Genomic DNA, 25271 nt, shown 5'->3' on the forward strand with positions numbered 1-25271 from the left:
CCTTCATGTACTTGGACGGGCAGGGTCGAAGACACGGCGAAGCCCCCGCGGAGGGAGGTCGCGGGGGCTTCGCCGATTCGTGGTGGGGCTAGCTACTTGTGCCGTGCGTCAGGCGGACCGGGTGGTCCTGCGTCCCTTCAGCTCGGCGAGACGTTCGTTGAGCAGATCTTCGAGCTCCGGGATCGAACGACGCTCCAGGAGCATGTCCCAGTGCGTCCTCGGGGGCTTGACCTTCTTCTGCTCCGGCTGCCCGCCGTCCACGATCTCGGACTCGCTGCCGTGCAGCCTGCACTCCCACACCGAGGGGATCTCGGCGTCGTCGGAGAAGGGCACCTCGAACTCGTGGTTCTTGGGGCAGGCGTAGCGCACGGTGCGCCGAGGCGCGAGGTCGTGGTTGCGGTCGGTCTCGTAGCTGACCGCTCCCAGCCGGCTTCCACGGAGAACACGGTCGGCCATGATGGGGGTCCTTTCAGTCAGCTCCGGGTGGAGCCAGGGTGATGCTCACCCTATGCAACGACAATGAGGGCCAGAGGATTCCCTGGACAGCATGTCCTTGCTCACGATGAGCTGTGTCACCCGGTGGCAACAGCTTCTCCTAGTAGGAGTGGTTTCGCGCTCTGGCGTGACGTCAATACGGCCATCTTGGTGCGGATATCCCCCAGATGGGCTAGTAGTACGCCTGTCACGTCAACCGTAACTGACCGTGTTGGGCCGAGGTGGGCCCCAGGTCGCCCAGTCGAAAGTGGCGTCGGCACAATACCTGATAACGGACCGTATTCGGCTCGCCCTCAGAACGTGATGCCGATGAAGTTTCAACGACCATCTGTTCGGTATCCGCCACCACCACGGTGTCCCCGGCCCGCAGCACTTCGCCGTCGGACACCCGCGCGTTGAACCGCCCCGTCTGCCCGCACCAGCACAGCACCTCGACCTGAACCGGCTGCAACTCGTCCGCCAGCTCGAACAACCGCGCCGCACCCGGGAACAACACACTCCGGAAATCCGTCGCGATCCCGAAGCAGTACACGTCGATCTGAACGTCATCCGCCAGTTCGGCCAGCTGATCCACCTGATCGGGCGACAAGAACTGCGCCTCGTCGACGATCAGGTAATCCACATGCCGCCCGGCCGCCCACTGCTCACGCACCAGCAACCGCAGATCGGTCTCGTTCCCCACCTCGATCGCCTTGCGCGTCAATCCGATCCGGCTCGTGATCTGCGGCTCCCCGGACCGGTCATGCCGCACCAGCACCATCCCACGACGACCCTGCCGCGCGTGGTTGTGGTCGATCTGCAAAGCCAGCGTCGACTTCCCGCAGTCCATCGGCCCGTAACAGAACTTCAGCTTCCCGACGACCGGCACACCCCGCCGTGAACCCGCCACCGGCACCGACGACAACGCGTCCGTGGGATCCGGGCCACTCTCCTTCAGTACGGTCACGACGCCCGACCCTATCGGCACGCTCCGCCCTCACAGCACCGCCGGTGGTCGGTTGCCCGCCGCCTCGATCGCCCGGCGCACCGGCACCAGCCACACGAACACGAAACCGAGCACGAAGAAGATCACCAGAGCGATGATCGCGTACCGGAACGAGCCGGTGATCTGCCCGACCGCCGCGAACAACAGCGGACCGAGCCACGACGTCCCCCGCTCACCGACCACGTACAGCGAGAAGTACTGCGCGTCCTTCCCTTCCGGGATCATCTGCCCGAACAACGACCGCGACAACGCGTTCGTTCCGCCCAGCACCAGCCCGATCCCGACCGCCACCGCGTAGAACTGCAGCGGTTGGCCGGACTGGATGAAGAACGCGAAGCACAGCACAGCCACCCAGGCCACCAAACTGCCCAGAATCGTCTTCTTCGCCCCGATCCGCGCCGCGATCGCCCCGTGGATCATCGCCCCGGCGTACGCCAGGAACTGGATCACCAGGATCGTGACGATGAGCACCTGGGTGCTGTACTTCAGCTCGTCCTTGCCGTACTGCGCCGACACCGCCACCACCGTCGTGATCCCGTCGGTGAAGACCAGATAGCTGCCGAGGAACGCCAGCGTCAGGGGATAGGCCCGCGCGTCCTTGATCGTCCGCTTCAGCTCCTTGAACCCGGCCGTCAACACCGACAGGCCCCGCTCACCCGACTTCGGTACGTGAGTCTGGGGGAGCGCCCGCACCGCCGGGATCGTGAACACCGCCCACCAGATCCCCGACGTCAGGAAGCAGATCCGGACGGCGAGCGACTCGCTCACCCCGAAAGCCTCGTGCCCGAGGAAGAAGCCGAGCTGCAGCGCCAGCGCCAGACCACCGCCGAGATACCCGAAGGCCCAACCCTTCGACGACACCGCGTCCCGCTCGTCAGGCTCCGCGATGTCCACCAGGAACGAGTAGTAGACGACCAGCGCACCGCCGTAACCGATGTTGGCCAGGATGAACGTCCAGACCCCGACCTCCCAGTTCGTCCCCGCGATGAAGAACATAAGCGCCGACGCCACCGCGCCCAGGAACGCGAACCCACCGAGGATCCGCCGCTTGTGCCTGCTTCGGTCCGCGATCGCGCCGGCGATCGGCAGCACCAGCACCTGCGTCACCGTCGCGATCGACAGCAGATACCCCCACAACGAACCCGCGGGGAACTCGAGCCCGAACAACGAGACGTCGCAGTTCTGCAGCGTGCTCGAAGCTCCACTCGAATCGGTGCACGCCCTGTCCCCGTTAAGGGTGAAATTCGCCTTCGCGTCCGCGGACGCGACTTCACTCAAATAGAGCGCTCCGAAGACGGTGATCACCGACGAATAGAACGGCGAATTGGCCCAGTCGTAGAGGTACCAAGCCCGCCACACCCGCTTGCGTTCACGGGTCACGGCCACCGTCATGCACTGCTCCTGAAGTCGAGAACGTCGAGGTCAGCGGGAGACTACTGGTGATCACACCCGCCTGTCCGGCGCGAGTCCGGACCGTGTTCGTTTCGACGCGGGACGAACCCTTCCCGGCCATCGTCGGCGTGTCGCTGCCACGATCCCCGTGTGTTTCATGTGAGGCTGGTGAGCGATCTGTGACTCTTGTGAAGCACGGGACTGATACTTACTGTTCCGCTCATGAGGACCCATCGCCTTCGCACAGCACACCGCGTAGTGGCGAGAACGCTCCTGCTCGCCCTCGCCGTGACGGGCCTGCAGATCGCCACCACCGGATCCGCCGCCGCGGATCCCCACGGCTCCCACTGGGCCAAGCTCCGCATGTGTGAATCGAGCGGGCGCTACAACATCAACACCGGCAACGGCTACTACGGCGCCTACCAGTTCGACCTGCCCACCTGGCGCAGCGTCGGCGGCCAAGGGCGACCCGACCAGGCCACCCCCCGCGAGCAGGACTACCGGGCCCTCTACCTCTACCGCATGCGCGGCTGGCAACCCTGGGAATGCGCCGGCAAACTCGGCTTCCGCAACGACAGCGACGGCCGCAGCAAACGCGTCCCGTCCTATGCCGACTCCGCCTACATCGGCGGGGGAGGACAACCCGCCCCGCCGCCTGCGCCCAAACCGAAGCCCACCCCGCCCGCACCGCCCGGCGGACCCAAACCCGCCTGGCCCGGCGTCGTCTACGCCTACGGCGACTGCGCGCCACCACTGAAGCAGTTCCAGCTGCGGATGAACGCCTTCGGCTACGGCTTCACCGGCACAGGCTGCTACTACGACAAAACCCGCGAAGCCGTCCTCGCCCTCCAGCGAGCCAACGGCATCAACGACTCAGGACGGCTCGGCCCCAAGACCTGGGACGCCGCCTGGAACGGAAAAGCACCCCGATGACGCCCCGCGTTTAGTCCTCTAAATGCGCTTACAACGCATTTAGAGGACTAAACGCGGATCAGGAAGGCCAAACGCCGCGTTCCCGAAGAACGTCACGCAGCAGATCCGGCCGGTCCGTCACGATCCCGTGCACCCCGAGATCCAGCAACAGCCGCATCTCCGCCGGATCGTCCACCGTCCACGTGTGGACCTCGAAACCCCCACGCGTCGCCTGCCGCAGGAACGCCCGGTCCACCACCTTCAACCGCCCCTGCCGCACCGGCACCTGCGCCATCGCACCCCGTGACAAGGCACGCAACGACACCAGCGGCAAGAACCCGTTCGCCCACATCACCGCCACCGAACGCGGCCCCATCGCGGTGACCAGCTTCGGTCCCGCCAGCTTCCGGATCCGCGCCAGCCGCGCGTCGGAGAACGACGCCGCCGCGACCCGGTCGTATGCCCCGGTCCGCTCGATCGCCCGCACGAAGGGCCCCACCGCCTCGTTCGACTTCACATCGATGTTGAACCGCGCCTCCGGCAGCTCCTCGAGGACGTCCTCCAGCCGCGACAACGGCGCACGGCCACCGACCTTGACCGTTCGCAACTGGGCCCACGTCTGCCGGGAGATCAACCCCGCGCCGTCCGTCGTCCGGTCCAACGACGCGTCGTGATGAACGACCACCACACCATCCGACGTCGCGTGCACATCCGTCTCCAGGTAGCGATAACCCTCCGTCACCGCCTGCTGGAAGGCAGGCAACGAGTTCTCCAGTCCTTCCAGGTCACCGAGGTGCCAGCCCCGATGGGCGAAGGCACGCGGGAGCGGGTCGGCGAGGTATGGAAACGGTTTCGGCACCCCACTAGTGTGCACTTTGGTCGTGGCCTCGGCATGATCGTCGGATGGCCAGCTAGGGTCTGATCCGTGAGGGAAGTGGCCGAACACCCGAAGACATCCGCCGAAGAGGTGTCCGAGCTCCGCCGCGCGGGGGTACCCAAACACTGCGGATGGTGCGGGCGGCGGCTCGAACAAGGCGGCAACGTCGGCAGGCGCCGCCGCTACTGTGGACAATCCTGCCGCCAGCGCGCTTACGAACGCCGCACCGCCCTCCAACGCAGCGGCCTCCCCGAAGACGCCGTCGTCGCCTCGGCATGATCGTCGGATGGCCAGCTAGGGTCTGATCCGTGAGGGAAGTGGCCGAACACCCGAAGACATCCGCCGAAGAGGTGTCCGAGCTCCGCCGCGCGGGGGTACCCAAACACTGCGGATGGTGCGGGCGGCGGCTCGAACAAGGCGGCAACGTCGGCAGGCGCCGCCGCTACTGTGGACAATCCTGCCGCCAGCGCGCTTACGAACGCCGCACCGCCCTCCAACGCAGCGGCCTCCCCGAAGACGCCGTCGTCCTCTCCGACACCGAGATCGCCACCCTGCAGGACAGGCTCTTCCAACTCCGCTGCGCCGCCGAAGACGTCGTCACCGCGGCCGACGACGGCGCTTCCGTCGCCGAACTCCGTGGCCTCGCCGGCGAGATCGCCCAAGCCGCCAAGGACCTCGAACAACTCCGCTGAGCTACACGATCCCGTCCAGCGCCCGGTACGTCCGGTTGCTCGCGGCCGCCGCACGCTGCTCACGTCCGGTCGCCTCGATGTAGTTCTGGCTGGTCGCGAGGCTCGCGTGCCCCAGCAAAGCCATGATCTCGGACGCCGTCGCGCCGTCCTCCGCCAGCCTTGTCGCGAAGGTGTGCCGCAACGCGTGGAGGTTCGCCCCGACCGGCACGCGGTCGTGCAGGCCTGCCCACCGATAGCAGGATTTGACGAGGTACTCGAGCGCGCCGCGGCCGATCGGCTCGCCCGCACGATCCCGGAGGAGGGGAGTGGAGGGCCCGAACCGTTGCTGCGGGAACCGCCGACGACAGGAGGCCAGGTACTCCTCGATGATCTTCTCCATGATCGGCTGCACCGGGATCGACCGGTCGCGGCTTCCCTTGCCATGGACGTGCAGCCGCATCTCGCCCTGACGGCCGACCAGCGATCGCGCCGTCAGGGCCCGCATCTCGGCGGCACGCAGCCCGGCGACCAGCCCCAGCGCGATCACCAAGACGTCCCGCTCCGGCCATGGATCTCGCGTCCGGCGCGAGCCGTCGGCGGCGGCGGCGAGCAGCTGCTCCGGGGTTTCCTCACCGCGCAACGGTTTCGGCGTCAGCGGAGGCGCCTTCGGCCGGGCGACCGCGCCCATCGGATTGCCCGCGAGCAACCCGTCGGACACGCAGAAGGTGAGGAACTGATTCCAGGTCGACCAGGCACGGAGCACCGAACTCTTCGCGTGGGTGTCCGCGAAGGCACCGAAGGCGTTGCGGAGCGCCTGGGCGGTGAGCATCTCGACAGTGAGTTCGTCAGGGGAGCGGTCCAGCTCGCGGAGTAGAAGTGCGGTGATGCCGGCGAGGTCGCGGCGGTAGGCGTCGGTGGTGTGAGGAGAATCCTTACGGGGACGACGTGCGGCGAAAAAGGCTTGCTGTGCCTCGGAAACCCTCATGAACATCTTGTACCGCATGGCACCGACAGTCTTACACTCGGTTATATTCTATTTCATGCATAATAGTGATTATGCATGAAACGGAGTGATGGGTCCGGAGACCCCTCGCGGGGGATCCCGGTTCGCCCGCCGCTCTCCGGGGTGTCATGAAAGGGTTATTCAGGATGAAAAACGTCAGGAACGACCCTTTTATGACACGTGGGCCACCTGGGCGGCGCTTGGGTCCGAGTCGTCGCCAGACTGGACGACTCGACAAGATCCAACCGTGCCTGACGCCTCCATTGATCATCAACGGCTCCGTGAGACCCGCATCGATTCGTCACTGTGACGTATTGGGGCTGGGTGATCGGACCTCCGTTTCGCGTCGCCGGGGGTGCCATGGGTCGCCTCAGGAGATCTGTGGCGACCCGGTTCAGGGCGAGCCAAAGGGAGCCATGCCCGCATCAGGCGCGGCGAAGGGCGCTTTCGCTGCATGACATGCGACGAAGGACCCCTTCGCGCCTGCATCGAGGCCCCTCTCGACCATCGTTATCCAGGTCAGCAAAAGTGCCGATAATGTACATTATGTCAAGTAAGCGCTCGGAACCCTTGCGCGGCCGCTCGGACTGCCGGCGCAGCTGACTGATGCACGATTTGAGCCGTTCTAGGGCTCGCGTGAGCTGACGAGCCGGATCCTGACCTGATGATTATGGTCGGCATGGCCCATGACCTCGCCGACGACAGTGTCTCCGGCAGCCGGCAGTGACGCTTCACGCGGCATCGACGTCACCTCGGCCAAGCCGACCGCGTCGGGCACACCATCGATCCGCACGAACACACCGAAAGGCTGGCGTCCGATCACCTCGCCTGCGACCGACGTCCCGAGAGGCAATGCCTCGATCGTTGCCGTCCACGCCTCACGGGCCCGCTCCGCGAGACGTTCACCATCTGCAGGCCAGCAGTACTTGGTCTCGAGAATCAGTCGGCATGTCCAACACGATGGGCCGTGGTTCGATGCCCTGGTGATTCCACCCGAAGCCGACCTTGCAGACGCGTTGACCACGGCCACTCGTGCAGCCGTCGCCGACCTGTTCCGCGACAACCCCGGCCACACGTTCTACTACATCACGCTGACCACGCCCGGCGAAGCGTTCGGCCCGGCGTTGTCGGCGTGGTCGCACGAGGCGCTGGTACAGCGACCAGACGCCGAGGATGTCCGCTACTTCTACGCCGATTCACCGTTTTCGATTGTTGGCGAGGAACATCTGAAGCCGGTCCGCGAGCTGTTCGCCGCCCGGCCGGAGGTGTTCGACATCGCCGATGACGATGCCTCCGACGCGGAGTTCGATCTTCGGCTTCGTGTGGTGGAGACGGCGCTGCGCAGGCTCTCTGACGAGGGGCTGTTCGGTGTCGGCGAAGCTCGCGAGAACGTGCTGGTTCTGGCCGAGGTCGTTCCTGACGACGAGGAGAACGTCGCCCGCGCTCGTCGGCTCAACCCGCCCGGGCCGGCGTTGAACGCTTGGCTGGCCTACTGGGCCTGAATCCTGCGTCGAATACCCGCCACAGCAGGCGATGGAGTTCTACCGGCAGGTGCTCGGCGGCAAGCTGGAGATCGGCACTATCGCGGACTTCGGTTCACCGGACTCCCCCAACGCCGACAAGGTCATACACGCCCAACTCGACACCCCGCACGGATACACGCTGATGGCTTGCGACGTTGACGGCCAGGTCGAGGACGTGCCGCACTCCCCTGGCAACAACGTCGCGGTCTACCTCGGTGGCGACGGCGAACTCCGCGGCCATTTCGAGAAGTTGTCCGTCGGCGGCGCGGTGACCATGCCTCTGGAGAAGCAGGTGTGGGGCGACGAGGCCGGCGCGCTGGTGGACAAGTTCGGGATCACTTGGATGGTCAACATCGCCAACGCTACTTCGCGTCGGGCGGGACCAGACGCCGGGTGATCCGGTCGAACAGTCCCACTAGTGGCTCACTGCGTCCCTGCCGAACTTTGTCAGCGGTCGTTCGCCGATTGGGCCGCGAGGGACGTCGCCGCGTTCCGCTGAGGGGCTCGCGCTAGGGTCGTCCTCCGGAAGCGAACCTGGGGGTTGCCGAAATGTCCGAGAGCGCGGCTGTGCGTGTCGATCCGTCGAACGAGCGGATGTTGATGGCGTGGGACGGTGACGACGGCGCTCTTTGGGCGAAGCGCGCGCAGCGTTTCAACGACGGCGTCGCTGCTTATCGCGACACGTTCTTCGCCGCGGCCGGCATCAGGCCGACCGACCACGTCCTCGATGTCGGTTGCGGTGCGGGTCAGACGACGCGGGACGCGGCGCGGTTCGCCAGTGACGGTTCCGCGCTGGGTGTCGACCTCTCCGGTGAGATGCTGGTTCTCGCTCGTCGGCTCGCCGAGGAGGAAGGCGTTCCCAACGTCTCTTTCGCACAGGTGGACGCGCAGATCCATCCGTTCGCCGAGGCGCGGTTCGATGTGGTGATCAGCAGGCATGGATCGATGTTCTTCGGTACTCCCCTGGCCGCGTTCTCCAACTTGGCCAGGGCGACCCGGCCTGGTGGCCGTGTGGTCCTGCTGACGTGGCAGCCGTTGCGGCTCAACGAGTGGATCACCACGTTCCGGACGATCTTCGCGGCGGGTCGTGCGGTGCCGTCGTCGGATCTCGCGCTGAGCGACCCGGCCGAGACCGAGAGATTGCTGGTGTCGGCCGGGTACTCCGACGTCCGGTGTACCGCGGTGAACAAGCCGATGTACTTCGGCCGCGACGTGGATGATGCGGCCGAGTTCATCGTCGAGCAGCATGGTGGCCGGTTGAGCGACCTGGATGAGGCCGCTCGCGCCGCGGCTGTGGATGCCTTGCGAGCCGATCTCGCCGAGCACCAGACCGACCGAGGCGTTTTCTACGGCTCGGCGGCCTGGCTCGTCGAGGCTCGGCGTCCTTGAGCTACTGCTTGCGGGCGATCAAGTAGGCCTGTGGCGTGCTTTCGAATTCCTCGGACGGCTCACGGACGAGGGTGGAGAGCACGCTGAACTTCGCCTCCCCCAGCTGTTCGGTGATCTTCTCGGGTGGCAGGCGGTAGGCGTCGCAGGTGATGTCGTGCCCGTACGCGTGTTCGATGTGGCGTATTTCGTCGCCGACCTGGAAGGCCACGAGCAGGTGGCCGCCCGGGGCGAGGATCCGGTGGAAGTCGGCGAAGATCTCCGGTAGCCGCTCTCGCGGTGTGTGGATGATGGAGTACCACGCGACGACGCCGGCCAATGCACCGTCCTCAATGGACAAGCCGGGCATCTCCCCGACCTGGAAGTCCAGGTGCGGATACGATTTGCGGGCGACGGCGACCATCTCCGGCGAGAGGTCGACGCCATGGATGTCGAGGCCCAGCTGGTGGAGGTACTCGGTGATGCGGCCGGGTCCGCAGCCGATTTCGGCGACGCGGCCGCCGCCGGCGGCCTGGACGAGTTCGGCGTAGGCACCGAGCACGGCCCGGTCCCAGGTGGAGCCGGCGAGGTGGTCGCGGAGGAGTTCGGCGTAGTCGGCCGCGACCGTGTCGTAGGCGGTGCGGGTGGTTTGGAGGTAGTCGGTCACGGCGGCGACCCTAGACCCGAGCACCGACAACAATCGTCGCGTACAGCGCTTCGTCGGTGACCACTTCGGGGATCAATCCGTTGTGTGCCATGGCTTCCGCGGTGCTCACGGCCTGGCTTTCGCCGGTTTCGATCAGCAGGTGCCCGCCTGGTGCGAGCCATTGTGGGGCTTCGGCGGCGACGCGGCGGTGGACGTCGACCCCGTCGTGCCCGCCGTCGAGGGCGACGCGGGGTTCGTGGTCGCGTGCTTCGGGCGGCATCATCGCGATGGCGTCGGTGGGGACGTACGGGGCGTTGACGACCAGGATGTCGACGCGGCCCCGTAGCGTCGAGGGTAGTGGTGTGTAGAGGTCGCCTTCGAAGACCTCTCCCCTGGCTTGGGCGACGTTGATGCGGGCGCAGCGGACTGCGGCGGGCTCGATGTCGGCCGCGTAGAGCCGGATGTCGCCGAGTTCGGCGGCGATGGCGGCGCCGAGCGCGCCGGTGCCGCAGCAGAGGTCGAGGACGACCGCTTCTGGTCCGGCGAGGGTGACGGCGTGGCGGACGAGGAGTTCTGATCGTTGCCGTGGCACGAAGACGCCGGGTTCGACGGTGATGCGCAGTCCGTGGAATTCCGCCCAGCCGAGGATGACTTCGAGCGGTTCGCCGTCGATGCGGCGCTGGACCATGGTGTCGAGTTCGTCGGGGGTGCGGGCTTCGGTGGTGATCAGGCGGGCTTCGTCTTCGGCGAAGACGCATCCTGCGGCTCGGAGCCTTTCGACGACGGTCACTGGTCTCGCAGTCTGGCGAGGATTCCGTCGAGGGCCTGGCGGACGGTGTCGGGGACGCCGTTGGTGCGCAGGTCGGTGAGGAACTGTTCGTTGAGCCCGCCGGGGGTCATGTGTTTGCCGGTGAGGGTTTCGAGGGAGCCGCTCTGCTGGACGAGGGAGTGTCCGAGCTGGCCGAAGATGTGGCTGGTGAAGGCGGTCGCCGTGGTGTCCTCGATGCCTTGGTCGGTCATCCAGGCGGCGATGGTGCCGAGGTAGTCGAGGTGGGCGGCGAAGGTGGCCGTGGCGCCACTGAAGACGTCGAGGTCCGTCTCGTCGGCGGGGACGACGCTGCCGCCGATGCTGTCGAAGAGGGCTCGGGCTTCGGGGTTGTCGGGGTACATCGCGGTGAGGCTTTGGCGGCGCGCGGCCGGGGGCAGGGGAATGCTCCGGACGACTTCGCGGGCGGGGGCGGCCCAGTCGCGCAGCCGGTCGAGAGGGACGCCGGCGAGGGCGCTGATCAGGACGTGGTCGGGCCGGAAGGTGAGGTCTCGAAGGACTTCTTCGGCGATCGGCGGGCGGACGGCGAGAACGATGGTCGTGGCGCTGTCGAGGACGGCTTGGTTGCTGTCGCGGACTTCGACGTTGGCGAAGCGTGCCGAGAGTTCTTGGCCGACGCTGCGGCTGCGGGGTGAGAGGAAGACCGAGGGCGGGTCGGTGATGTCCTTGCTGAGGCCTTCGACGATGGCGGCGGTGATCTCGCCCGCGCCGACGAATCCGTATTCCATGGTCAGGCTCCCGTGTGGCCGTCGACGCGTTCGCGGATGAGGTCGGCGTGGCCGTTGTGGCGGGCGTATTCGCCGATCATGTGGAGGTAGAGCATGCGCAGCGAGAACGGGTTCCCGCCGAGGTCGAAGGTGTCGTCGAGGGATCCTTCGGCGGCGGCTTCGTCGGCGAGCCGGATCTCGTCCAGGAGGATGTCGTACGCCTCTTCGGCTTTGGCGGAGTCGAGGGCTTCGAAGTCGTGGTCCTTGCCGAGGGCGGGGTCGTAGAGGGGTTCGATGTCCTGTGCGGCGTAGCGCAGGCGGAACCAGAAGCGTTCGACCTTGGCGAGGTGCCGGACGAGGCCGAGCAGGGTCATGTTCGACGGCGGGACCGATGCCGTGGCGAGCTGTTCTCCGGTGAGGCCGGCGAGTTTGTGGAGGAAGGTGCTGCGGTGCCAGGCCAGCAGGGAGGGCAGGAGGGTCCGCTCGTCGGCGGCGGTGTCGCCGGACGGCCGGGTCACCTCGGGGGCGGTCCATGTCATAGCGGCGATCATGCCATCGGGTGACGTGGGGTTCGTGGTGCGCCCGCTGGGGTGAGCGGGGTCACGTGACGGCTGCTGAATCCTTTCGCGAGGGTCGCGGCTCTTGTAGGGGCCGGGACAAGCTCGGCGCAGGAGGAGGTTGTCGTGGAGGCCGAGTGGCCGAGGGAATCGTTGATCGTGGCGGCGCAGGGCGGGGACGCGTCCGCCATCGCCGCCCTGGTCTCGGGTTCCCATCCGCATGTGCAGCGGTTCGCGCGGTCGCTGTGTGCTTCGCCGGAGGACGCGGAGGATTCGGCGCAGGAGGCGCTGATCATCCTGTACCGGAAGATCGGCACGCTGCGTGCCACGGGTGCGCTCGCGTCGTGGATGTTCCGGATCGTGCGCAACGAATGCCTGCGGCGGGCCCGCCGGGTGGTACGTGGTGCGGGTCCGGCGGATTCCGTCGCGGTGGTTTCGGCCGAGGAAGACGCGTTGGATCGGCTGGAGGCGCAGCGGGTGGCCGCGGCGATCGCCGAGTTGCCCGCCGACCAGCGTCGCGTCTTGATCATGCGTGACATCCAGGGGCATTCGGGCCGGGCGGTCGCCGACGCGCTCGGTCTGAGCACGGCCGCGATGAAGTCCCGGCTGCACCGTGCGCGGGCGACGGTCCGTGTCTTTCTCGACGACCCCGCTTCCTGACCTTCTTTTGAGGAGTTTTCATGCTCGAAATCGGTTCCACGGTCCCTGATGTCGCGCTGGAGGACACGACCGGGCAGGTCGTGCGGCTTTCGGAGTTCCGCGGTACGGCAAGCGTGCTGATCTATTTCATGCGCTCGACCACCTGTCCTGTGTGCACCGGCCATGTGAAGGACCTGGCGGCGCGGTCCGAGGAGCTGGCGGCGGCCGGTGTGCGGGTGTTGGTGGCGGTTCCCGAAGGCCGGGCGGAGGCCAAGGCGTGGCGAGCGAAGCGCGGGTTGTCGCTCCGGGTGGTCTCGGGCCGGGACGGCACGCCGCATGAGGCGTTCGGGCTGGCGAAGAAGATGCTGCAGCAGTCGGGCAGTGTGCTGATCGACCGGGACGGGGTGGTCCGGCATGCCCATGCGGCGACCATGCCGACCAGTGCTTACGACAGGAAGGGCATCGCCAAGGCAGTGGAAGGGCTCGCCGGGGTGCGTTGACTGAAGGTGTGAATCAGTGCTTCACTTCTTGGGTGCCGTATCGCCGTACACCGAAGGTCCAGGAGCGCCTGGACGCCCAGCGTGACGCCGTCCTCGCCGCCGCCGTGGAGCAATTGGCCGAGCGCGGGTACGCGGGTTGCTCGGTGTCGGCGGTGGCCGAACGGGCGGGCGTGGCGGTCGGGAGCGTGTACCGCCACTACCCCACCAAGGCCGCCCTGGTCGTGGAGTTGTTCCGCAAGGTCGTCACGCGTGAGGTCGAGGCGGTGCGCGAGGTGTCGGAGCGGCCTGGCACGCCGGCCGAGCGGGTCGTAGCGGTCTTCGACACCTTCGCGAGCCGGGCGCTGAAGACCCCGCGAATGGCGTACGCGCTGCTCGCCGAGCCCGTCGACGCGCCGATCGAGGCCGAGCGGCTGGTGTTCCGGCGGGCCTTTCGTGACGTCGTGGCCCAGCTCGTGGCCGACGGCGTCCGGTCCGGGGTGCTGCCCGCCCAGGACGCGGACGTCACCGCGGCGGCGCTCGTCGGGGCGGCCGCCGAGGTGCTGATCGGCCCGTTGACCACCGGCAGCGCGGACGAGGTGTCCGGGCTGCGCACTTTCGTCCTGCGTTCCTTGGGAGGTTCCGATGCCGAGCACTCATGAGGTCACCAATCAGGTCCCGCCGCTGGCGGAGTACGACGTCGCCGCCGATCCGGCCTTGCTGGAAGGGCTGGAACGGGCGGGCGCGGGCTGGGCGGTGGCCGAGGTCCACGCCCTCGGCAGGCTGGCCGGGAGCGAGCAGGTTCAGGATTGGGGCAGGCTGGTCAACGAGAACGAGCCGGTGCTGCGGACGCACGACCGGGTCGGGAACCGGATCGACGAGGTCGAGTTCCACCCGCACTGGCACGATCTGATGGACGTCGCGGTGTCCTATGGGCTGCATGCGGCAGCGTGGCGGGATTCCCGGCCGGGCGCGCACGCGGCACGGGCGGCGAAGATGTACGTCTGGGGCCAGGTCGACGCGGGGCACACGTGCCCGATTTCGATGACGTACGCGGCGGTTCCGGCGTTGCGGTTCAACCCCGAGCTGTCCGCGCGGTACGAGCCGTTGCTGGCGGCGACGGAGTACGACTTCGGGTTGCGTGAGCCAAGTTCGAAGCGTGGGCTCATCGCCGGGATGTCGATGACGGAGAAACAGGGCGGTTCCGACGTCCGGGCGAACACGACCACGGCGCGTCCGCTCGGGGACGGCAGCTATGTGATCGTCGGGCACAAGTGGTTCACCTCGGCGCCGATGTCGGACATGTTCCTGACGCTGGCGCAGGCGCCGGGCGGGCTGTCGTGCTTCCTGCTCCCCCGGGTCCTGCCGGATGGCACGCGCAACGGGATCCGGTTGCAGCGGCTGAAGGACAAGCTGGGCAACCGGTCCAACGCGTCGTCGGAGATCGAGTACGACGAGGCGATCGGCTGGCTGATCGGCGAGGAAGGCCGCGGGGTGCGCACCATCATCGAGATGGTGAACAACACCCGGCTGGACTGCGCGGTCGGGAGCGCGGCGGGCATGCGGTACGGCGCCGTGCGGGCGGTCCACCACGCGCGGCATCGGCAGGCGTTCGGGGCGAATCTGGTGGATCAGCCGTTGATGGGCAACGTGCTCGCGGACCTCGTCGTGGAGTCCGAGGCGGCGACGACGGTCGGGATGCGGCTCGCGTCGGCGACCGACCGGCCGGAGGACGAGCAGGAGCAGGCGTTCCGGCGGCTGGGGCTGGCGGTGACGAAGTACTGGGTGTGCAAACGCGGTCCGTCGCATGCGGTGGAGGCGCTGGAATGCCTTGGCGGGAACGGGTACGTCGAAGAGTCGGGGATGCCGCGGCTCTACCGTGAGGCTCCGCTGATGTCGATCTGGGAGGGCTCGGGCAATGTCGCGGCGCTGGACGCGCTGCGGGCGATGGCGAAGCAGCCGGAGTCGGTGGCGGCGTATTTCGCGGAGGTCGAGCGGGCGTCCGGTGCCGACACGCGGCTGGACGACGCGGTGGGCAGGCTGCGCAAGGAACTGTCGGATCTGTCGGACATCGAGTACCGGGCGCGGCGGCTGGTCGAGTCGATGGCGCTCGTGCTGCAGGGTTCGTTGCTGGTGCGGCACGGGACGCCGGCGGTGGCCGACGCGTTCTGCGCGTCGCGGCTGGGCGGCGACTGGGGCGTCGCGTTCGGGACGCTTCCGTCCGGAGTGGACACGCGGGCGATCATCGCCCGTGCGGAGGTCTGAGCGGCCGGGAGGGTCGGCCTCCCGATGACAGCTCGTCCGTGAAGGCCTCCTTGCCTACCCTGAAGGTAGGCAAGGNGTCCGTGAAGGCCTCCTTGCCTACCCTGAAGGTAGGCAAGGAGGCCTTCACTCCTCGCTGAGTTCCTTGGGTGGCGGCCCTGCCGAGGTATGTCGAGGTGTCGCGCAGGTAAGTGAGTCCTTTTCGCGCGTTCCGGACTCTCGGTGCCCGCATGACCACGTGCTGCGCCGGTCCGGCCGACTCCCCCGGTCGGACCGGCGCCGAGCACTGCGAACAGCCGCACGATTGCGGAATTCGGGTGCATGCAAGGGCTCGCGCTTCGGCTACGTTCGTCGGTCATGGTCGATCGCCGAAGATGCCTGGTCCTGGTCCCCCTGGCGCTGTTCGCCGCCGGCTGCGCGACAGCGACTCCGACGCCGATCTTCGCCGCGGCGAGTTCGAGGCCTTCCGCGGGAAGTGTGCTGATGGAGGCGGCGGCCCCGTCCGGCGCGCCGTTCGTCGCGGCGGACGGACGGAACCTGAAGGCCTGCTCCGATGGGGAGTGCGAGGTGCTGGTCCGGACCGGCGACCAGGTCCCCAACGACGGCGGCGCCGGACCGCTCGCGGTCACGGTCCAGGCCGGGAAGGTAGGTCTCGCCCCGGCTTCCGGCGGGATGGGCGGGGCGGTGTCGGGTCCGCCGGGGATGGTGCACCAGATCAACCGGCAGGTGATCGCCGTCGTCGCGGTGCAGGGCGACGAGGGGATCGTCCGGCTCAACAGGAAATAGCCGGTCAGTTCAGGCCCGCGACGAATTCGCTGAGCAGGCGGTTCGCCGTCGCGGAGGTGAACAGGCGCTCGAAGTCGGCACGCGCCACCATGTGCCTGAACTCCCCTCGGTACGAGGGATCGCCGGCGTCGTGGACGGTGTCGGTGAGCCATGTCGCGAAGGCCTGGTAGTTCCACACCTCGCGCAGGCGCGTGTCGGAATAGGCATCGAGCAGGGCCGGATCACCGTCCTCGTAGTAGTGGATCAGGGCGTCGGCGAAGACGTCGGCGTCGTGCAGCGCGAGGTTCATGCCCTTCGCGCTCATCGGCGGGACGATGTGCGCGGCGTCGCCGAGCAGGTGGAGCCTGCCGTGGCTCATCGGGCTTATCACCTCGCCGCGCAGCGGCACCAGTTGCTTCTCGACGATCGCGCCCTTCGCGGTGAGCGGTTCACCGAAGCGCGTCTCAAGCTCACTCCAGATGCGCTCGTCCGGCCACTCCTCGGTGGTGTCGTCGAGCGGGCACTGGAGATAGAACCGGCTCGCCCGCGGTCCCCGGCCGAACTGGGCCGCGAATCCGCGCCGGTGGATCGCCATCACCGTCTGGTGAGTGGCGGGCACCTCGGCGAGGACCACCAGCCACGCGTAGCCGTGCCCCGGTTGCCGTCGCATCCGGCGACGAAGTCGCCTTCGACGATGGTTCCGTCGCCGAGCCGGACGCGGGGGCGTTCGGTGATGAGGTTCCGCACGAGGACCTGCTGAGGGCAGAGCCTGCCTTCTCGATGTTCTTCCACGGTGAGCGCCAGCGGCCTAGGCTGCCCGTCGACGCGGAAGCCGAGGCTCGGTTCGACGGGTACCCCGCCGAGGACGCGGTCTTCGAGTCCTCGTTTCCGGAAGACGCGGTTCGCTCTGGTGTCGATGACTCCGGCGCGCTGCCGTCGCTCGACGTACTCGCGGCTGCGCCGCTCGAACACGACGCAGCCGATGCCCTCGCGGAGAAGGAAGTTGCCGAGCGCGAGCCCGGAGACGCCTGCTCCGACGATCAGGACGGGTCTGTTCAAGTTTCGGCGGCGAGCCGTTACCAGGTCAGTCAGGTCGAGCGCGCTCTCTGTACCTACTAGTATGTACGAAATGCATGCGATGCAGTACGAGATCACCCTCCCCGCCGACTACGACATGGGCATCATCCGCGAACGCGTCGCCACGCGCGGGCATCTGCTCGACGACTTCGGCGGTCTGGGGCTGAAGGTCTACGGGGTCCGCGAGCGCGGCGTCGACGGCTCGACGCTGAACCAGTACTCGCCCTTTTACCTGTGGCACGACGAGGCCGGGATGAACGCCTTCCTGTTCGGCGGTCCGTTCAGCGGCATCGTCGAGTCCTTCGGGCGTCCCGCCGTGCGGCACTGGACCGTGCTCGGGTTCGAGGAAGGACCCGCTTTCGGCTCGACCCCGGTCGCGGCGGGAAAGCACGTCGTGCGGATCCCCGACGAGACCGACCCGGTCGCCTTCCTCGGCGAAGCACTCGACGGACTTCGCGAGCATCTGCGCCAGGACGGCGCGCATTCGGGCGCGCTCGCCGTCGATCCGCGGACCTGGCAGGTCGTCCGCTACAGCCTGTGGGCGGGCCAGGCGCCGGAGTCGGACGAGGTTCGTTACCGGATCCTCCACCTGTCCTCGCCGCACCTGGATCAGCTGCGGCGAGGACGGCAGTGGGATCAGCCGAGCAAGGCGGCGAACAGCGCACCGGGATCGGCTTCGGGCGGGCCGGCGGGCCACTGATCCCGGTACGGGTACCAGAGACCGTCCTTGCCCAGCCGCACCTGCACCCCGGTTCCGTGGACGGTGCAGTGGTTGCGTTCGACGTCCAGCCCCTGGCCGGGGTCGTCCACGACCTCGGCGAACGCGGCCCGTGCCCGGCCCATCGCCTGCGACGGCGGGGTCCACGTGGTCTCCAGGACGTCGAGACCGGCCCGGCCACCGTACCGCCAGGCGAGCACCGCACGGTCGAAGTCCTCAGCGCTCTCGGCCGGGCGCAGCCTGTCGGCGGTCTCCGGATGAGTCGCAGCGAGGCGGACGGCGTCCTGCTTACGGGTGAGCTTCGGCCGCGACGTCAGCAGCGCACCTGCCATCTGGCTCGCGTTGGCGACCAGCAGGGCGAAGGTCTCGGCCGGGATGCCGGGCGCACCCGGCACGGTCGGGCCTCCGGTGGGAGCGAATCCGGCGAGATCCGGCAACGAACCCGGCTCGTCGGCGTACGCGCGCTCGGCCGGGACTTCGTCGTCGCCGGTGCGCACGAACCGAGGAGCGTTGCGTCGCTGCAATTCGGCGAGCAGCTCCCGCTCCCCCTTGCCGCGCATCAGCAACAGCACGAACGGATCCGCGTCGAGCAGCCACGAGGCCTGGAACGACAGCGCCGCGGCGTGACGACACGGCAGCTCCCAGCCGGGGCAGTCGCAGTCCGGGTCGAGGTCACCGATCCCGGGCAGCAGATGCACCCCGGCGTCGTCGGCGGCCTCGACGAGGTCGTGCGGCATGTCCCGGTCCAGCAACGCGGCGAGATGCCCGGCGCGCGAGGCGACCCGGTCGAGGAACCGGTCCCACTCGTCGCCGGTCAGCTCCGCGAGACGGACCTCGGTGCGGTACTGGCCCTCCTGGTCGTCGACCACGGCGGCGATCCGCCCAGGGCTGACCGTGATCGGACCGACCCGGCCCGCCGCGGCGTACTTGCGGCCCTGTTTGAGCTGACGGAGATCCAGCGCGGTGTCCTCCATCGCGCTGATCCACGCGCGGCCCCACCACGAGCGGGCGAACTGGCCGCGTCCGCCTTGGGCGCCGAAGGCGGGGAAACCGCGGACGCGGTCGTCTGGCGTGCTCATCGGCGGCTCCTCAACTCGACCAGATCGGCCAGCTCGGCGTCGGTCAGTTCGGTCAGCGCGGCCTCGCCTCCGGCGAGCACCGCGTCGGCGAGCGCACGCTTCTCCCGCAGCATCGCCGCGATCCGGTCCTCGACCGTGCCCTCGGCGATGAGCCGGTGCACCTGCACCGGTCTGGTCTGCCCGATCCGGTACGCGCGGTCGGTCGCCTGGTCCTCCACCGCGGGGTTCCACCAGCGGTCGTAGTGCACGACGTGATCGGCGCGGGTCAGGTTGAGCCCGGTCCCCGCCGCCTTGAGCGACAACAGGAACACCGGCACCTCACCGGCCTGGAACCGGCGCACGAGCTCCTCGCGTTTGGGCACCGGTGTGCCGCCATGCAGCAGCTGCGTGCCGATCCCGCGCTGCGCGAGATGGCGTTCCAGCAGCCGCGCCATGGCGACGTACTGGGTGAACACCAGCACCGATCCGTCCTCGGCGAGGATCGTGCCCAGAAGTTCGTCGAGCAGCTCGAGCTTGCCCGACCGCCCGTCCAGCACCGCTTCCGACGGCTCCTTGAGGTACTGCGCGGGGTGGTTGCAGATCTGCTTGAGTCCGGTGAGCAGCTTGACGATCCGGCCGCGGCGCGCGATCCCCTCACTCCCGGCGATCTCGGCCATCAGTTCGCGCACGGTCGCCTCGTAGAGGGCCGCTTGCTCGGCGGTGAGCGTCACCGGCCGGTCGGTCTCGGTCTTGGGCGGCAGCTCCGGCGCGATCCCCGGATCGGATTTGCGGCGGCGCAGCAGGAACGGCCGGACCAGCCGGGACAGGCGCTCCGCGGCCTCGGGGTCCTTCCCGGACTCGACCGGTTTCGCCCACTCCCGGCGGAAGTCGGCCATGGTGCCGAGCAGGCCCGGTGTCGTCCAGTCCAGGATCGCCCACAGCTCGGCGAGGTTGTTCTCCACCGGGGTGCCCGTCAGCGCCACCCGCGCCGACGACGTCAGCGTCCGCAACGCCTTCGCCGTGCCGGAGCGGTGATTCTTGACGTGCTGGGCCTCGTCGGCGACCAGCAAACCCCAATGGACACTCGCCGGCGGTTCCGGGTCGGCGCGCAGCGTGCCGTAGGTGGTGAGCACGAAGCCGCCGTCGAGATCCTCGAGCGAGCGTTCGGTGCCGTGGAACCGGCGCACCGGGACACCAGGGGCGAACCGGGTGATCTCGCGTTCCCAGTTCCCCAGCAGTGAAGCCGGGCAGACGACCAGCGTCGGTCCGTCCGCACGATGCAGGTGCAGTGAGATCAGCGTGATCGTCTTGCCGAGACCCATGTCGTCGGCGAGGCAGCCACCGAGCCCGATCGACGTCATGGCGGTGAGCCACTGCAGGCCGCGCATCTGGTAGTCGCGCAAGGTCGCGGCCAGCCCGCGCGGCGGTGCCTGCGGCTCAGGTGGCGCGAGCAGCCGTTCCCGCAACGCGGCGAGCCAGCCGTCGGTGAGGACGTCGACGCGTTCACCGTCGACCTCGGCCGTCCCGCTCAGGGCGGCGCCGAGCGCGTCGATCGGCGTGAGCGGCTTCAGCGCGCGATCCCGCGCCTTCGCCGCCAGCGCCGGGTCGACGAGCACCCACTGATCGCGCAGCCGCACGACAGGGCGGTGCGCCTCGGCCAGCGCGTCCATCTCGGCCGCGGTGAGCGGTGCGCCGCCGAGCGCGAGCTGCCAGTCGAACCGCAGCAGGGTGCCGCCGGCGAAGAACGACGGAAGGTCGGCAGGCGGCGCGGCACCGCCGACGACGACGGCCTTCGCGCTCAGGTCACGGACGAGATCGGCGGGCCAGTGCACGTCGATACCCGCCGTGGCCAGCAGGGGCGCCGCCGTGGTGAGCAGTTCGGTGATGTCGGCGTCGCCGAGCCCGACCTCGTCGGGCACCGCGGCGCTGAGCAGGGGTTCCAGCGGTGGCCACAGTTGGGCCGCGCGGCGCAGGGCCAGCATGACGTCGATCCGCGCTCGTGGGCCGAACCGGTCGTCGCCCGACCAGAGCGCGGCGGCGTCGATCAGGACGCCGGGATCGGCGAGGCTGTGCACCTGGACGACCCCACTGAAGCGGCCGCTCGTGAAGTCGTCACCCGGTGCCTCGATCCGCACCGAGACCCGGACACCCGAATCCAGCCCCGCCGCGACCTCGGCCGCCCAGTCCCGCAACTGCGGGACACGATGTGCGGGCACGGCGGCGAAGGCCTTGACGCCCGCCGCCTGCGCGGCCGCCGGCGTGCGGGGAAGGGTGTCGGCCACGGCGTCGAGGAACGCACGCAGCAACGGATACCGCGCGGGGAGCAGGTTTCCCTCGCCCGGGATCGCTCGTGCCCGAGCCGGCATGGCCTCGGACAACTCGCGCAGCCAAGCGGCGTCGGCGGGTTCCAGCGGACCCGCGCGCCAGGCGTCCACATCGGACTCCGTGAGCCCGGGCAGCAGCCTGCCCGCCTCGGCGAGCTTCAACGCCGCCGTGGCCGCGGTGCTCCAGAAACGCGCGGAGGGATCGTCGCTCTCACGAAGCCGCAGCAGCGCGGGGAGCGCCTCGGCCATCGGGAGCCGCACGCACGGCACCGTGGTGACCTCGGGGAGAGCGACGGTCACCTCCCCGGTCCCCGGCGTGTTCCCCTCGGCGTTCCAGAAGACGAATCCGCTGGTCCGAGGGGGATTTTTCGGTTCGAAAACAACACTGCCGAAACCGTCGTGAGACGCCACTCAACCCCAATCTCTGTACGGTGTACAGTTCAGGATAACACAACTCTGTACACCGTAGAGAGAACGTGATGACGGACGCGGACCACACCGGCACGGGCGATCCACGGCGGACCATCGAACTGCTCTGGAATGTGCGCGAGAAACCCCGCCGCGGCCCCAAACCGAAGCTCACCGTCGAGGAGATCGTCACCGCCTCGATCGAGCTGGCCGACACCGAGGGCATCACCGCGCTGTCGGTGCGCCGGGGCGCGGAGAAACTCGGCGTCTCCCCCATGACGATCTACACCTACATCCCCGGCCGCGCCGAACTGCTCGACCTGATGATCGACCGGGTCCACGGCGAACTGACCGATCCACCGGAGAGCCACGACTGGCGGGTCACGATGACGATCCTCGCCGAGGACGCGTGGGAGATGTACCACCGGCATCCGTGGATGCTCCAGCTCACCACCGGCCGTCTCCCCCTCGGCCCGCACACCTTCGCCAAACACGAACGCGAACTGAGGGCCGTCGACGCGATCGGGCTCACCGACCTGGAAATGGACGCCGTGGTCGCGATGGTCAACGGGTTCGTCCAGGGCATCGCGCGCGGCTCGGTCGAATCGGCGAGTCTCGTCCGGAGATCCGGGCTGACGGAAATGGAGTGGTGGACGGCCAGCGCGCCCGTGCTCGCGGAGATCCCCGAAGCCGACGCCGGGCTGTTCCCGCTCGCGGCGCGGATCGGGCAGGCGGCCGGCGAGACGCACGGTGCGGCGAGCGCGCCGCTGCACACCTTCCGGTTCGGGCTGGCGCGGATCCTGGACGGCGTCGAGCAGCTGGTGAACGGCGACTCCGGTACCTCGGGTGCTGAACTTCCCTCGTGAGCGCGACAGGAGTGGGCCGCCGGCACGCTTTGACCGTCCACAAGGGACGCCAGCCAGGCAACGGAGTCCCTTGTGAGCACTTTGCGAGGGGGTCGTGAGTGGCAAAGAGGGTTAGAACGCTCATTACCACTCACGACCCCCTCGCAAAACCGTGCATACAGTCACGAACCAGACATTTCATCGCGCGAAAGTGTCCTTTGTGGAGGCTCGCGGTACAGCAGGCGCCCGTCAACGAGTACGGAGCCGCTCAGGTCACTTGCCGCGTCGCCGCAGTGAGCGGTAGAGCAGCCACAACGCCAGCGCGACCGGGGCCAGCACCGCCGTGAACAGGATCCCCGCGAACATCCCGTAGCCGTGCGGATCGAAGGACAGGCCGGTCGCGCTGAGCACCGCGCGGCCGACGAGCAGCACGATCACCGCGGCGACGCAGACGAACGCGCCCAGCACGATGCGTCGGAACACTGTCCGCGATGTACTTTCCGGCGTGTCCATGAGCCGTCACTCCGGGTCGGGAGTGCAGACGGTCAGGAACGACTTCCGGTTCTCACGCTGCACGGCCGCCGCGTCCATCCACCCGCTCCGGCCGAACAGGTAGCTGCCGGACGGATGCCGGGCCGACTCGCGCAGCACCTGGGCGACGTTGGCCTTCGCGCCGTTCGCTTTCGGTCCGTCGACGGCGACGCTGACCGAGCCCGCCTTGGTCCAGTCGTAGTCCGCGGGCAGCGGTGTCCGCACCTGGAGCGGGCCACCGGTGTCCGGAAAGGACACCCCGAGCAGGTCAAGGTGCTCGACCCGCACTCCCGGCCGCGGCGCGGTCCACACCTGTTCCGTGCTCGCCTGGGTGCCGGAGTCGAACGTCAACCTCAGGCCGGTGACGCCCTCGCACGGGGTGCCCGTCCACAGTTTCAGGACGCCGTCGTCGACACGGAACCCGGCCTCCGGTGGCAGCGACGGCGCGAACTGCGCCTTGGTCTCGCACGCCGCGGTCACCGCCACCACGAGCAAGGCGGCGCAGGCGACGCGCGAACCCCTAGTGATATCCGCCATCGGTCAGTCCCGCGTCTTCCTCGGTTTCGTTGCCGCCGGTGACCTGCTCCCACGCGTAGGAGGCGAGGAAGCCGGCATAGCCTTCGCGCGCCCATTGCTGGGAGTGGCGCTCCTCGTGATGCAGCAACCGGTCCAGGTCGAGCGAACCCTGGGACGCGCCGTTGTCGCCCTCGTACCAGGCGTGGCCCGACTTCACGACCTCTCGGAGTTGCTGCGCCGGGTCCTTCGGGTCGTCGATGTTCAGCATGAACGTGTCGCCCCAGGCGGTTCCGCCTTGCTGGCTGAACTGGTCCTGGATGAGGTTCCCGCCCAGGCCCATCATCATGCCGTTCGGGGTGGTCACCAGCCGCCCGCCGTTGCCGTGCACGAAGCCCACGTCGTCGTCGTAGCTCCAGGAGTTCTCCCGTTGCCGGTCGGTGATCCGCCGCAGCTCGTCGGATCCGTACGGCGTCGGCGCGAAGTCGGTCTTCTCGCCTTCGGTCCCGTAGTCGGTGCCCGCGTTCATGATGTAGGTCATCCGGACCGCCTTGGCGGCGTCGTCCCCGCTGATGTCGGTCGGCATCAGGAAGTACGACTTGAACGTCCCGTCGCCGTCCTCGTCCTCGCGGATCTCTTCCATGCCGTCGAGGACCTTGAAGTCCTCCGGTGTGATGTCGTGGTCGCCGGCGATCTTCTTGATGGTGTCGATCGATACGCCCCGGCGTACGGCGTTCTCGAGCCACTGCCGGTAGTGGCCGGACGCGGGCGGCCCGGTCAGCAGCCCCGCCTCGCGCAGGGACTGCTCCATCTCGATCACCTTGGCGTTGATCTCCCCGCTCTTCTTGGCTCCTGCGAGGGTGGTCGCTCCGTCGTCGCTGATCTGGGCATCCTGCGCGAGCCGCATCACCCGGGCGAGGGCGGCGTCGATGTTGTTCGCCGCGGTGAGGATCGCCTTGGTCTCCTGCTCCAGCTGCTTCCTGATGGTTTCGCGATGCCGTCGGGACTCGGCGTACTCCTCGGCCTCGAACCGCGATTTCGGCGGTGGGTCGGCGGGCTTGTCGTCCACGATCGCGCCGTCGGCGGCGACGCGGAACTGGTAGGTGCCGGCGAGCGAGTCGTTGTTGGCGACCCTGGTCTTCAGCGCGGACACCTCGTCCGACGCGTTCTGCAGGGCGGTTTCGACGGCGGACAGTTCCGCGATCAGGAGCTCGGCCTTGTTCCGCGTGTCACCCAGCGAACCGCGTGCGCGCTCGCCCGCGGGGCCGCGCCAATCAGGCAGTTTCCTGGCGTCGTCGAGTTCGTCCTGCAACCCGATGAGCTTGTCCCGCCGCCCGCCCAGGTTGGTGGCCGTCGTTTCGAGCGCCTCAGCGTCCCATTTGCGGACGTCGTCGTAGCCGATCGTCATCCCCCGAAAGCCTCCTCCGCGGAGTTCTCGTTTTCGGAGTACGCGTTCGCGGCCTTCGTGATCGATTCGCTCCAGCCGTCGATCTCGCCGGCCCAGCCCTTCGCGCGCTCGGTGAACGTCGACGCCAGCGTCGGCGCGCTCTTCGCGGCCTCACCACCGGGCAACGCCGTCGCGATGGCGTCCACGCCGGTGCCCGGTTCCACGGCTCTGGCCTGGTCCGCGGCGGATCCCGCCGCCTTGGCCGCGTTCCGCAGCTGACCGATTTCGACCTCGTACCCGCTCACAGCC

General features: G+C 68.3%; 30 protein-coding genes and 1 pseudogene. 13 read left to right on the top strand and 18 right to left on the bottom strand.

Features of this window, described 5'->3' with window-relative positions; translation table 11 throughout:
- Nucleotides 1-108: 108 nt before the first annotated feature.
- From LCL61_RS24735 to LCL61_RS24745, 3 genes are all read right to left on the bottom strand, one after another.
- Complete coding sequence (locus LCL61_RS24735; protein ID WP_005151365.1) at nucleotides 109-456, bottom strand: RNA polymerase-binding protein RbpA; 348 nt, start codon at nucleotides 454-456, stop codon at nucleotides 109-111.
- Nucleotides 457-682: 226 nt separating this feature from the next.
- On the bottom strand, nucleotides 683-1441 hold the full coding sequence (locus LCL61_RS24740; protein ID WP_340681921.1) for a thymidine kinase: 759 nt from the start codon (nucleotides 1439-1441) through the stop codon (nucleotides 683-685).
- 30 nt (nucleotides 1442-1471) lie between these two features.
- Nucleotides 1472-2872: an MFS transporter gene (locus tag LCL61_RS24745; RefSeq protein WP_340681922.1), complete on the bottom strand. Its 1401-nt coding sequence runs from the start codon at nucleotides 2870-2872 to the stop codon at nucleotides 1472-1474.
- 258 nt (nucleotides 2873-3130) lie between these two features.
- Between LCL61_RS24745 and LCL61_RS24750 the strand changes: the two genes are divergently transcribed.
- Nucleotides 3131-3805, top strand: coding sequence for a transglycosylase family protein (locus tag LCL61_RS24750; protein WP_185927100.1), 675 nt, complete (start codon nucleotides 3131-3133; stop codon nucleotides 3803-3805).
- Between the two features lie 58 nt (nucleotides 3806-3863).
- On the opposite strand, the gene LCL61_RS24755 is transcribed toward LCL61_RS24750, so the two are convergent.
- Nucleotides 3864-4643 carry a glycerophosphodiester phosphodiesterase gene (locus LCL61_RS24755; protein ID WP_340681923.1) on the bottom strand — a complete coding sequence of 260 codons (780 nt, stop codon included), beginning with the start codon at nucleotides 4641-4643 and terminating at the stop codon, nucleotides 3864-3866.
- A gap of 75 nt (nucleotides 4644-4718) precedes the next feature.
- On the opposite strand from LCL61_RS24755, the pseudogene LCL61_RS24760 reads away from it, so the two are divergent.
- Nucleotides 4719-4934: pseudogene (locus LCL61_RS24760) on the top strand (hypothetical protein); the annotation flags it as partial.
- A gap of 35 nt (nucleotides 4935-4969) precedes the next feature.
- The gene (locus tag LCL61_RS24765) at nucleotides 4970-5353 is read left to right on the top strand and encodes a hypothetical protein (RefSeq protein ID WP_125677752.1); all 384 of its coding nucleotides are present in this window, start codon (nucleotides 4970-4972) and stop codon (nucleotides 5351-5353) included.
- 1 nt (nucleotide 5354) lies between these two features.
- Here the strand turns inward: LCL61_RS24765 and LCL61_RS24770 are convergent, their stop codons facing one another.
- On the bottom strand, nucleotides 5355-6335 hold the full coding sequence (locus LCL61_RS24770) for a tyrosine-type recombinase/integrase (protein ID WP_340681924.1): 981 nt from the start codon (nucleotides 6333-6335) through the stop codon (nucleotides 5355-5357).
- A 625-nt stretch (nucleotides 6336-6960) separates the two neighbouring features.
- Nucleotides 6961-7134 (bottom strand): hypothetical protein, encoded by a 174-nt coding sequence (locus LCL61_RS24775; RefSeq protein ID WP_340681925.1) that lies wholly within the window; start codon nucleotides 7132-7134, stop codon nucleotides 6961-6963.
- Between the two features lie 184 nt (nucleotides 7135-7318).
- On the opposite strand from LCL61_RS24775, the gene LCL61_RS24780 reads away from it, so the two are divergent.
- From LCL61_RS24780 to LCL61_RS24790, 3 genes are all read left to right on the top strand, one after another.
- Nucleotides 7319-7837 carry a DUF4303 domain-containing protein gene (locus LCL61_RS24780; protein ID WP_340681926.1) on the top strand — a complete coding sequence of 173 codons (519 nt, stop codon included), beginning with the start codon at nucleotides 7319-7321 and terminating at the stop codon, nucleotides 7835-7837.
- Between the two features lie 31 nt (nucleotides 7838-7868).
- Nucleotides 7869-8255 carry a VOC family protein gene (locus LCL61_RS24785; protein WP_340681927.1) on the top strand — a complete coding sequence of 129 codons (387 nt, stop codon included), beginning with the start codon at nucleotides 7869-7871 and terminating at the stop codon, nucleotides 8253-8255.
- 152 nt (nucleotides 8256-8407) lie between these two features.
- Entirely contained in the window at nucleotides 8408-9247 is an 840-nt protein-coding gene (locus LCL61_RS24790) for a class I SAM-dependent methyltransferase (protein ID WP_340681928.1), read from the top strand.
- A 1-nt stretch (nucleotide 9248) separates the two neighbouring features.
- Here LCL61_RS24790 and LCL61_RS24795 read toward each other — a convergent pair whose 3' ends face one another.
- Genes LCL61_RS24795 through LCL61_RS24810 form a run of 4 tightly spaced genes read right to left on the bottom strand, consistent with a single transcriptional unit; the run spans nucleotide 9249 to nucleotide 11941 of the window.
- Nucleotides 9249-9890, bottom strand: a complete 642-nt coding sequence (locus LCL61_RS24795) for a class I SAM-dependent methyltransferase (RefSeq protein ID WP_340681929.1) — start codon at nucleotides 9888-9890, stop codon at nucleotides 9249-9251.
- Between the two features lie 10 nt (nucleotides 9891-9900).
- Nucleotides 9901-10659, bottom strand: coding sequence for a putative protein N(5)-glutamine methyltransferase (locus LCL61_RS24800; RefSeq protein ID WP_340681930.1), 759 nt, complete (start codon nucleotides 10657-10659; stop codon nucleotides 9901-9903).
- A complete protein-coding gene (locus LCL61_RS24805; RefSeq protein WP_340681931.1) occupies nucleotides 10656-11423 on the bottom strand; it encodes an NAD(P)-binding domain-containing protein in 768 nt (255 codons plus the stop codon). The genes LCL61_RS24800 and LCL61_RS24805 overlap by 4 nt, the downstream gene beginning before the upstream one ends.
- Nucleotides 11424-11425: 2 nt before the next feature.
- Nucleotides 11426-11941 (bottom strand): DinB family protein, encoded by a 516-nt coding sequence (locus tag LCL61_RS24810; protein WP_340681932.1) that lies wholly within the window; start codon nucleotides 11939-11941, stop codon nucleotides 11426-11428.
- 144 nt (nucleotides 11942-12085) lie between these two features.
- Between LCL61_RS24810 and LCL61_RS24815 the strand changes: the two genes are divergently transcribed.
- The 5 genes from LCL61_RS24815 to LCL61_RS24835 all read left to right on the top strand — a co-directional run bounded on the left by LCL61_RS24815 (nucleotide 12086) and on the right by LCL61_RS24835 (nucleotide 16122).
- Nucleotides 12086-12619: an RNA polymerase sigma factor gene (locus tag LCL61_RS24815; RefSeq protein ID WP_340681933.1), complete on the top strand. Its 534-nt coding sequence runs from the start codon at nucleotides 12086-12088 to the stop codon at nucleotides 12617-12619.
- Nucleotides 12620-12639: 20 nt separating this feature from the next.
- On the top strand, nucleotides 12640-13098 hold the full coding sequence (locus LCL61_RS24820; RefSeq protein WP_340681934.1) for a peroxiredoxin family protein: 459 nt from the start codon (nucleotides 12640-12642) through the stop codon (nucleotides 13096-13098).
- A 32-nt stretch (nucleotides 13099-13130) separates the two neighbouring features.
- Nucleotides 13131-13736, top strand: coding sequence for a TetR/AcrR family transcriptional regulator (locus tag LCL61_RS24825; protein ID WP_340681935.1), 606 nt, complete (start codon nucleotides 13131-13133; stop codon nucleotides 13734-13736).
- Nucleotides 13720-15339 (top strand): acyl-CoA dehydrogenase family protein, encoded by a 1620-nt coding sequence (locus LCL61_RS24830; protein ID WP_340681936.1) that lies wholly within the window; start codon nucleotides 13720-13722, stop codon nucleotides 15337-15339. Before LCL61_RS24825 ends, LCL61_RS24830 begins: the two co-directional genes overlap by 17 nt.
- A 354-nt stretch (nucleotides 15340-15693) precedes the next feature.
- The gene (locus LCL61_RS24835) at nucleotides 15694-16122 is read left to right on the top strand and encodes a hypothetical protein (RefSeq protein ID WP_340681937.1); all 429 of its coding nucleotides are present in this window, start codon (nucleotides 15694-15696) and stop codon (nucleotides 16120-16122) included.
- A 4-nt stretch (nucleotides 16123-16126) separates the two neighbouring features.
- Here LCL61_RS24835 and LCL61_RS24840 read toward each other — a convergent pair whose 3' ends face one another.
- The gene (locus LCL61_RS24840; RefSeq protein ID WP_340681938.1) at nucleotides 16127-16771 is read right to left on the bottom strand and encodes an FAD-dependent monooxygenase; all 645 of its coding nucleotides are present in this window, start codon (nucleotides 16769-16771) and stop codon (nucleotides 16127-16129) included.
- Nucleotides 16696-17160 (bottom strand): FAD-dependent monooxygenase, encoded by a 465-nt coding sequence (locus tag LCL61_RS24845; RefSeq protein ID WP_340681939.1) that lies wholly within the window; start codon nucleotides 17158-17160, stop codon nucleotides 16696-16698. Before LCL61_RS24845 ends, LCL61_RS24840 begins: the two co-directional genes overlap by 76 nt.
- Before the next feature lie 70 nt (nucleotides 17161-17230).
- Between LCL61_RS24845 and LCL61_RS24850 the strand changes: the two genes are divergently transcribed.
- Nucleotides 17231-17878, top strand: a complete 648-nt coding sequence (locus LCL61_RS24850) for a DUF4865 family protein (RefSeq protein WP_340681940.1) — start codon at nucleotides 17231-17233, stop codon at nucleotides 17876-17878.
- Here the strand turns inward: LCL61_RS24850 and LCL61_RS24855 are convergent.
- Nucleotides 17815-18975, bottom strand: a complete 1161-nt coding sequence (locus LCL61_RS24855; protein ID WP_340681941.1) for an SWIM zinc finger family protein — start codon at nucleotides 18973-18975, stop codon at nucleotides 17815-17817. The genes LCL61_RS24850 and LCL61_RS24855 overlap by 64 nt on opposite strands.
- A complete protein-coding gene (locus LCL61_RS24860; RefSeq protein WP_340681942.1) occupies nucleotides 18972-21689 on the bottom strand; it encodes a DEAD/DEAH box helicase in 2718 nt (905 codons plus the stop codon). The genes LCL61_RS24855 and LCL61_RS24860 overlap by 4 nt, the downstream gene beginning before the upstream one ends.
- 68 nt (nucleotides 21690-21757) lie before the next feature.
- On the opposite strand from LCL61_RS24860, the gene LCL61_RS24865 reads away from it, so the two are divergent.
- Nucleotides 21758-22552 carry a TetR/AcrR family transcriptional regulator gene (locus LCL61_RS24865; protein ID WP_340681943.1) on the top strand — a complete coding sequence of 265 codons (795 nt, stop codon included), beginning with the start codon at nucleotides 21758-21760 and terminating at the stop codon, nucleotides 22550-22552.
- 252 nt (nucleotides 22553-22804) lie between these two features.
- On the opposite strand, the gene LCL61_RS24870 is transcribed toward LCL61_RS24865, so the two are convergent.
- The 4 genes from LCL61_RS24870 to LCL61_RS24885 are packed head-to-tail and all read right to left on the bottom strand — an operon-like array spanning nucleotide 22805 to nucleotide 25267.
- Complete coding sequence (locus LCL61_RS24870; protein ID WP_340681944.1) at nucleotides 22805-23014, bottom strand: hypothetical protein; 210 nt, start codon at nucleotides 23012-23014, stop codon at nucleotides 22805-22807.
- A 36-nt stretch (nucleotides 23015-23050) separates the two neighbouring features.
- Entirely contained in the window at nucleotides 23051-23599 is a 549-nt protein-coding gene (locus LCL61_RS24875; RefSeq protein ID WP_340681945.1) for a hypothetical protein, read from the bottom strand.
- Entirely contained in the window at nucleotides 23583-24983 is a 1401-nt protein-coding gene (locus LCL61_RS24880; RefSeq protein WP_340681946.1) for a hypothetical protein, read from the bottom strand. Before LCL61_RS24880 ends, LCL61_RS24875 begins: the two co-directional genes overlap by 17 nt.
- Entirely contained in the window at nucleotides 24980-25267 is a 288-nt protein-coding gene (locus tag LCL61_RS24885; protein ID WP_340681947.1) for a hypothetical protein, read from the bottom strand. The genes LCL61_RS24880 and LCL61_RS24885 overlap by 4 nt, the downstream gene beginning before the upstream one ends.
- Nucleotides 25268-25271: the final 4 nt, after the last annotated feature.

Source organism: Amycolatopsis coloradensis, from assembly GCF_037997115.1.
Classification (GTDB): domain Bacteria; phylum Actinomycetota; class Actinomycetes; order Mycobacteriales; family Pseudonocardiaceae; genus Amycolatopsis; species Amycolatopsis coloradensis_A.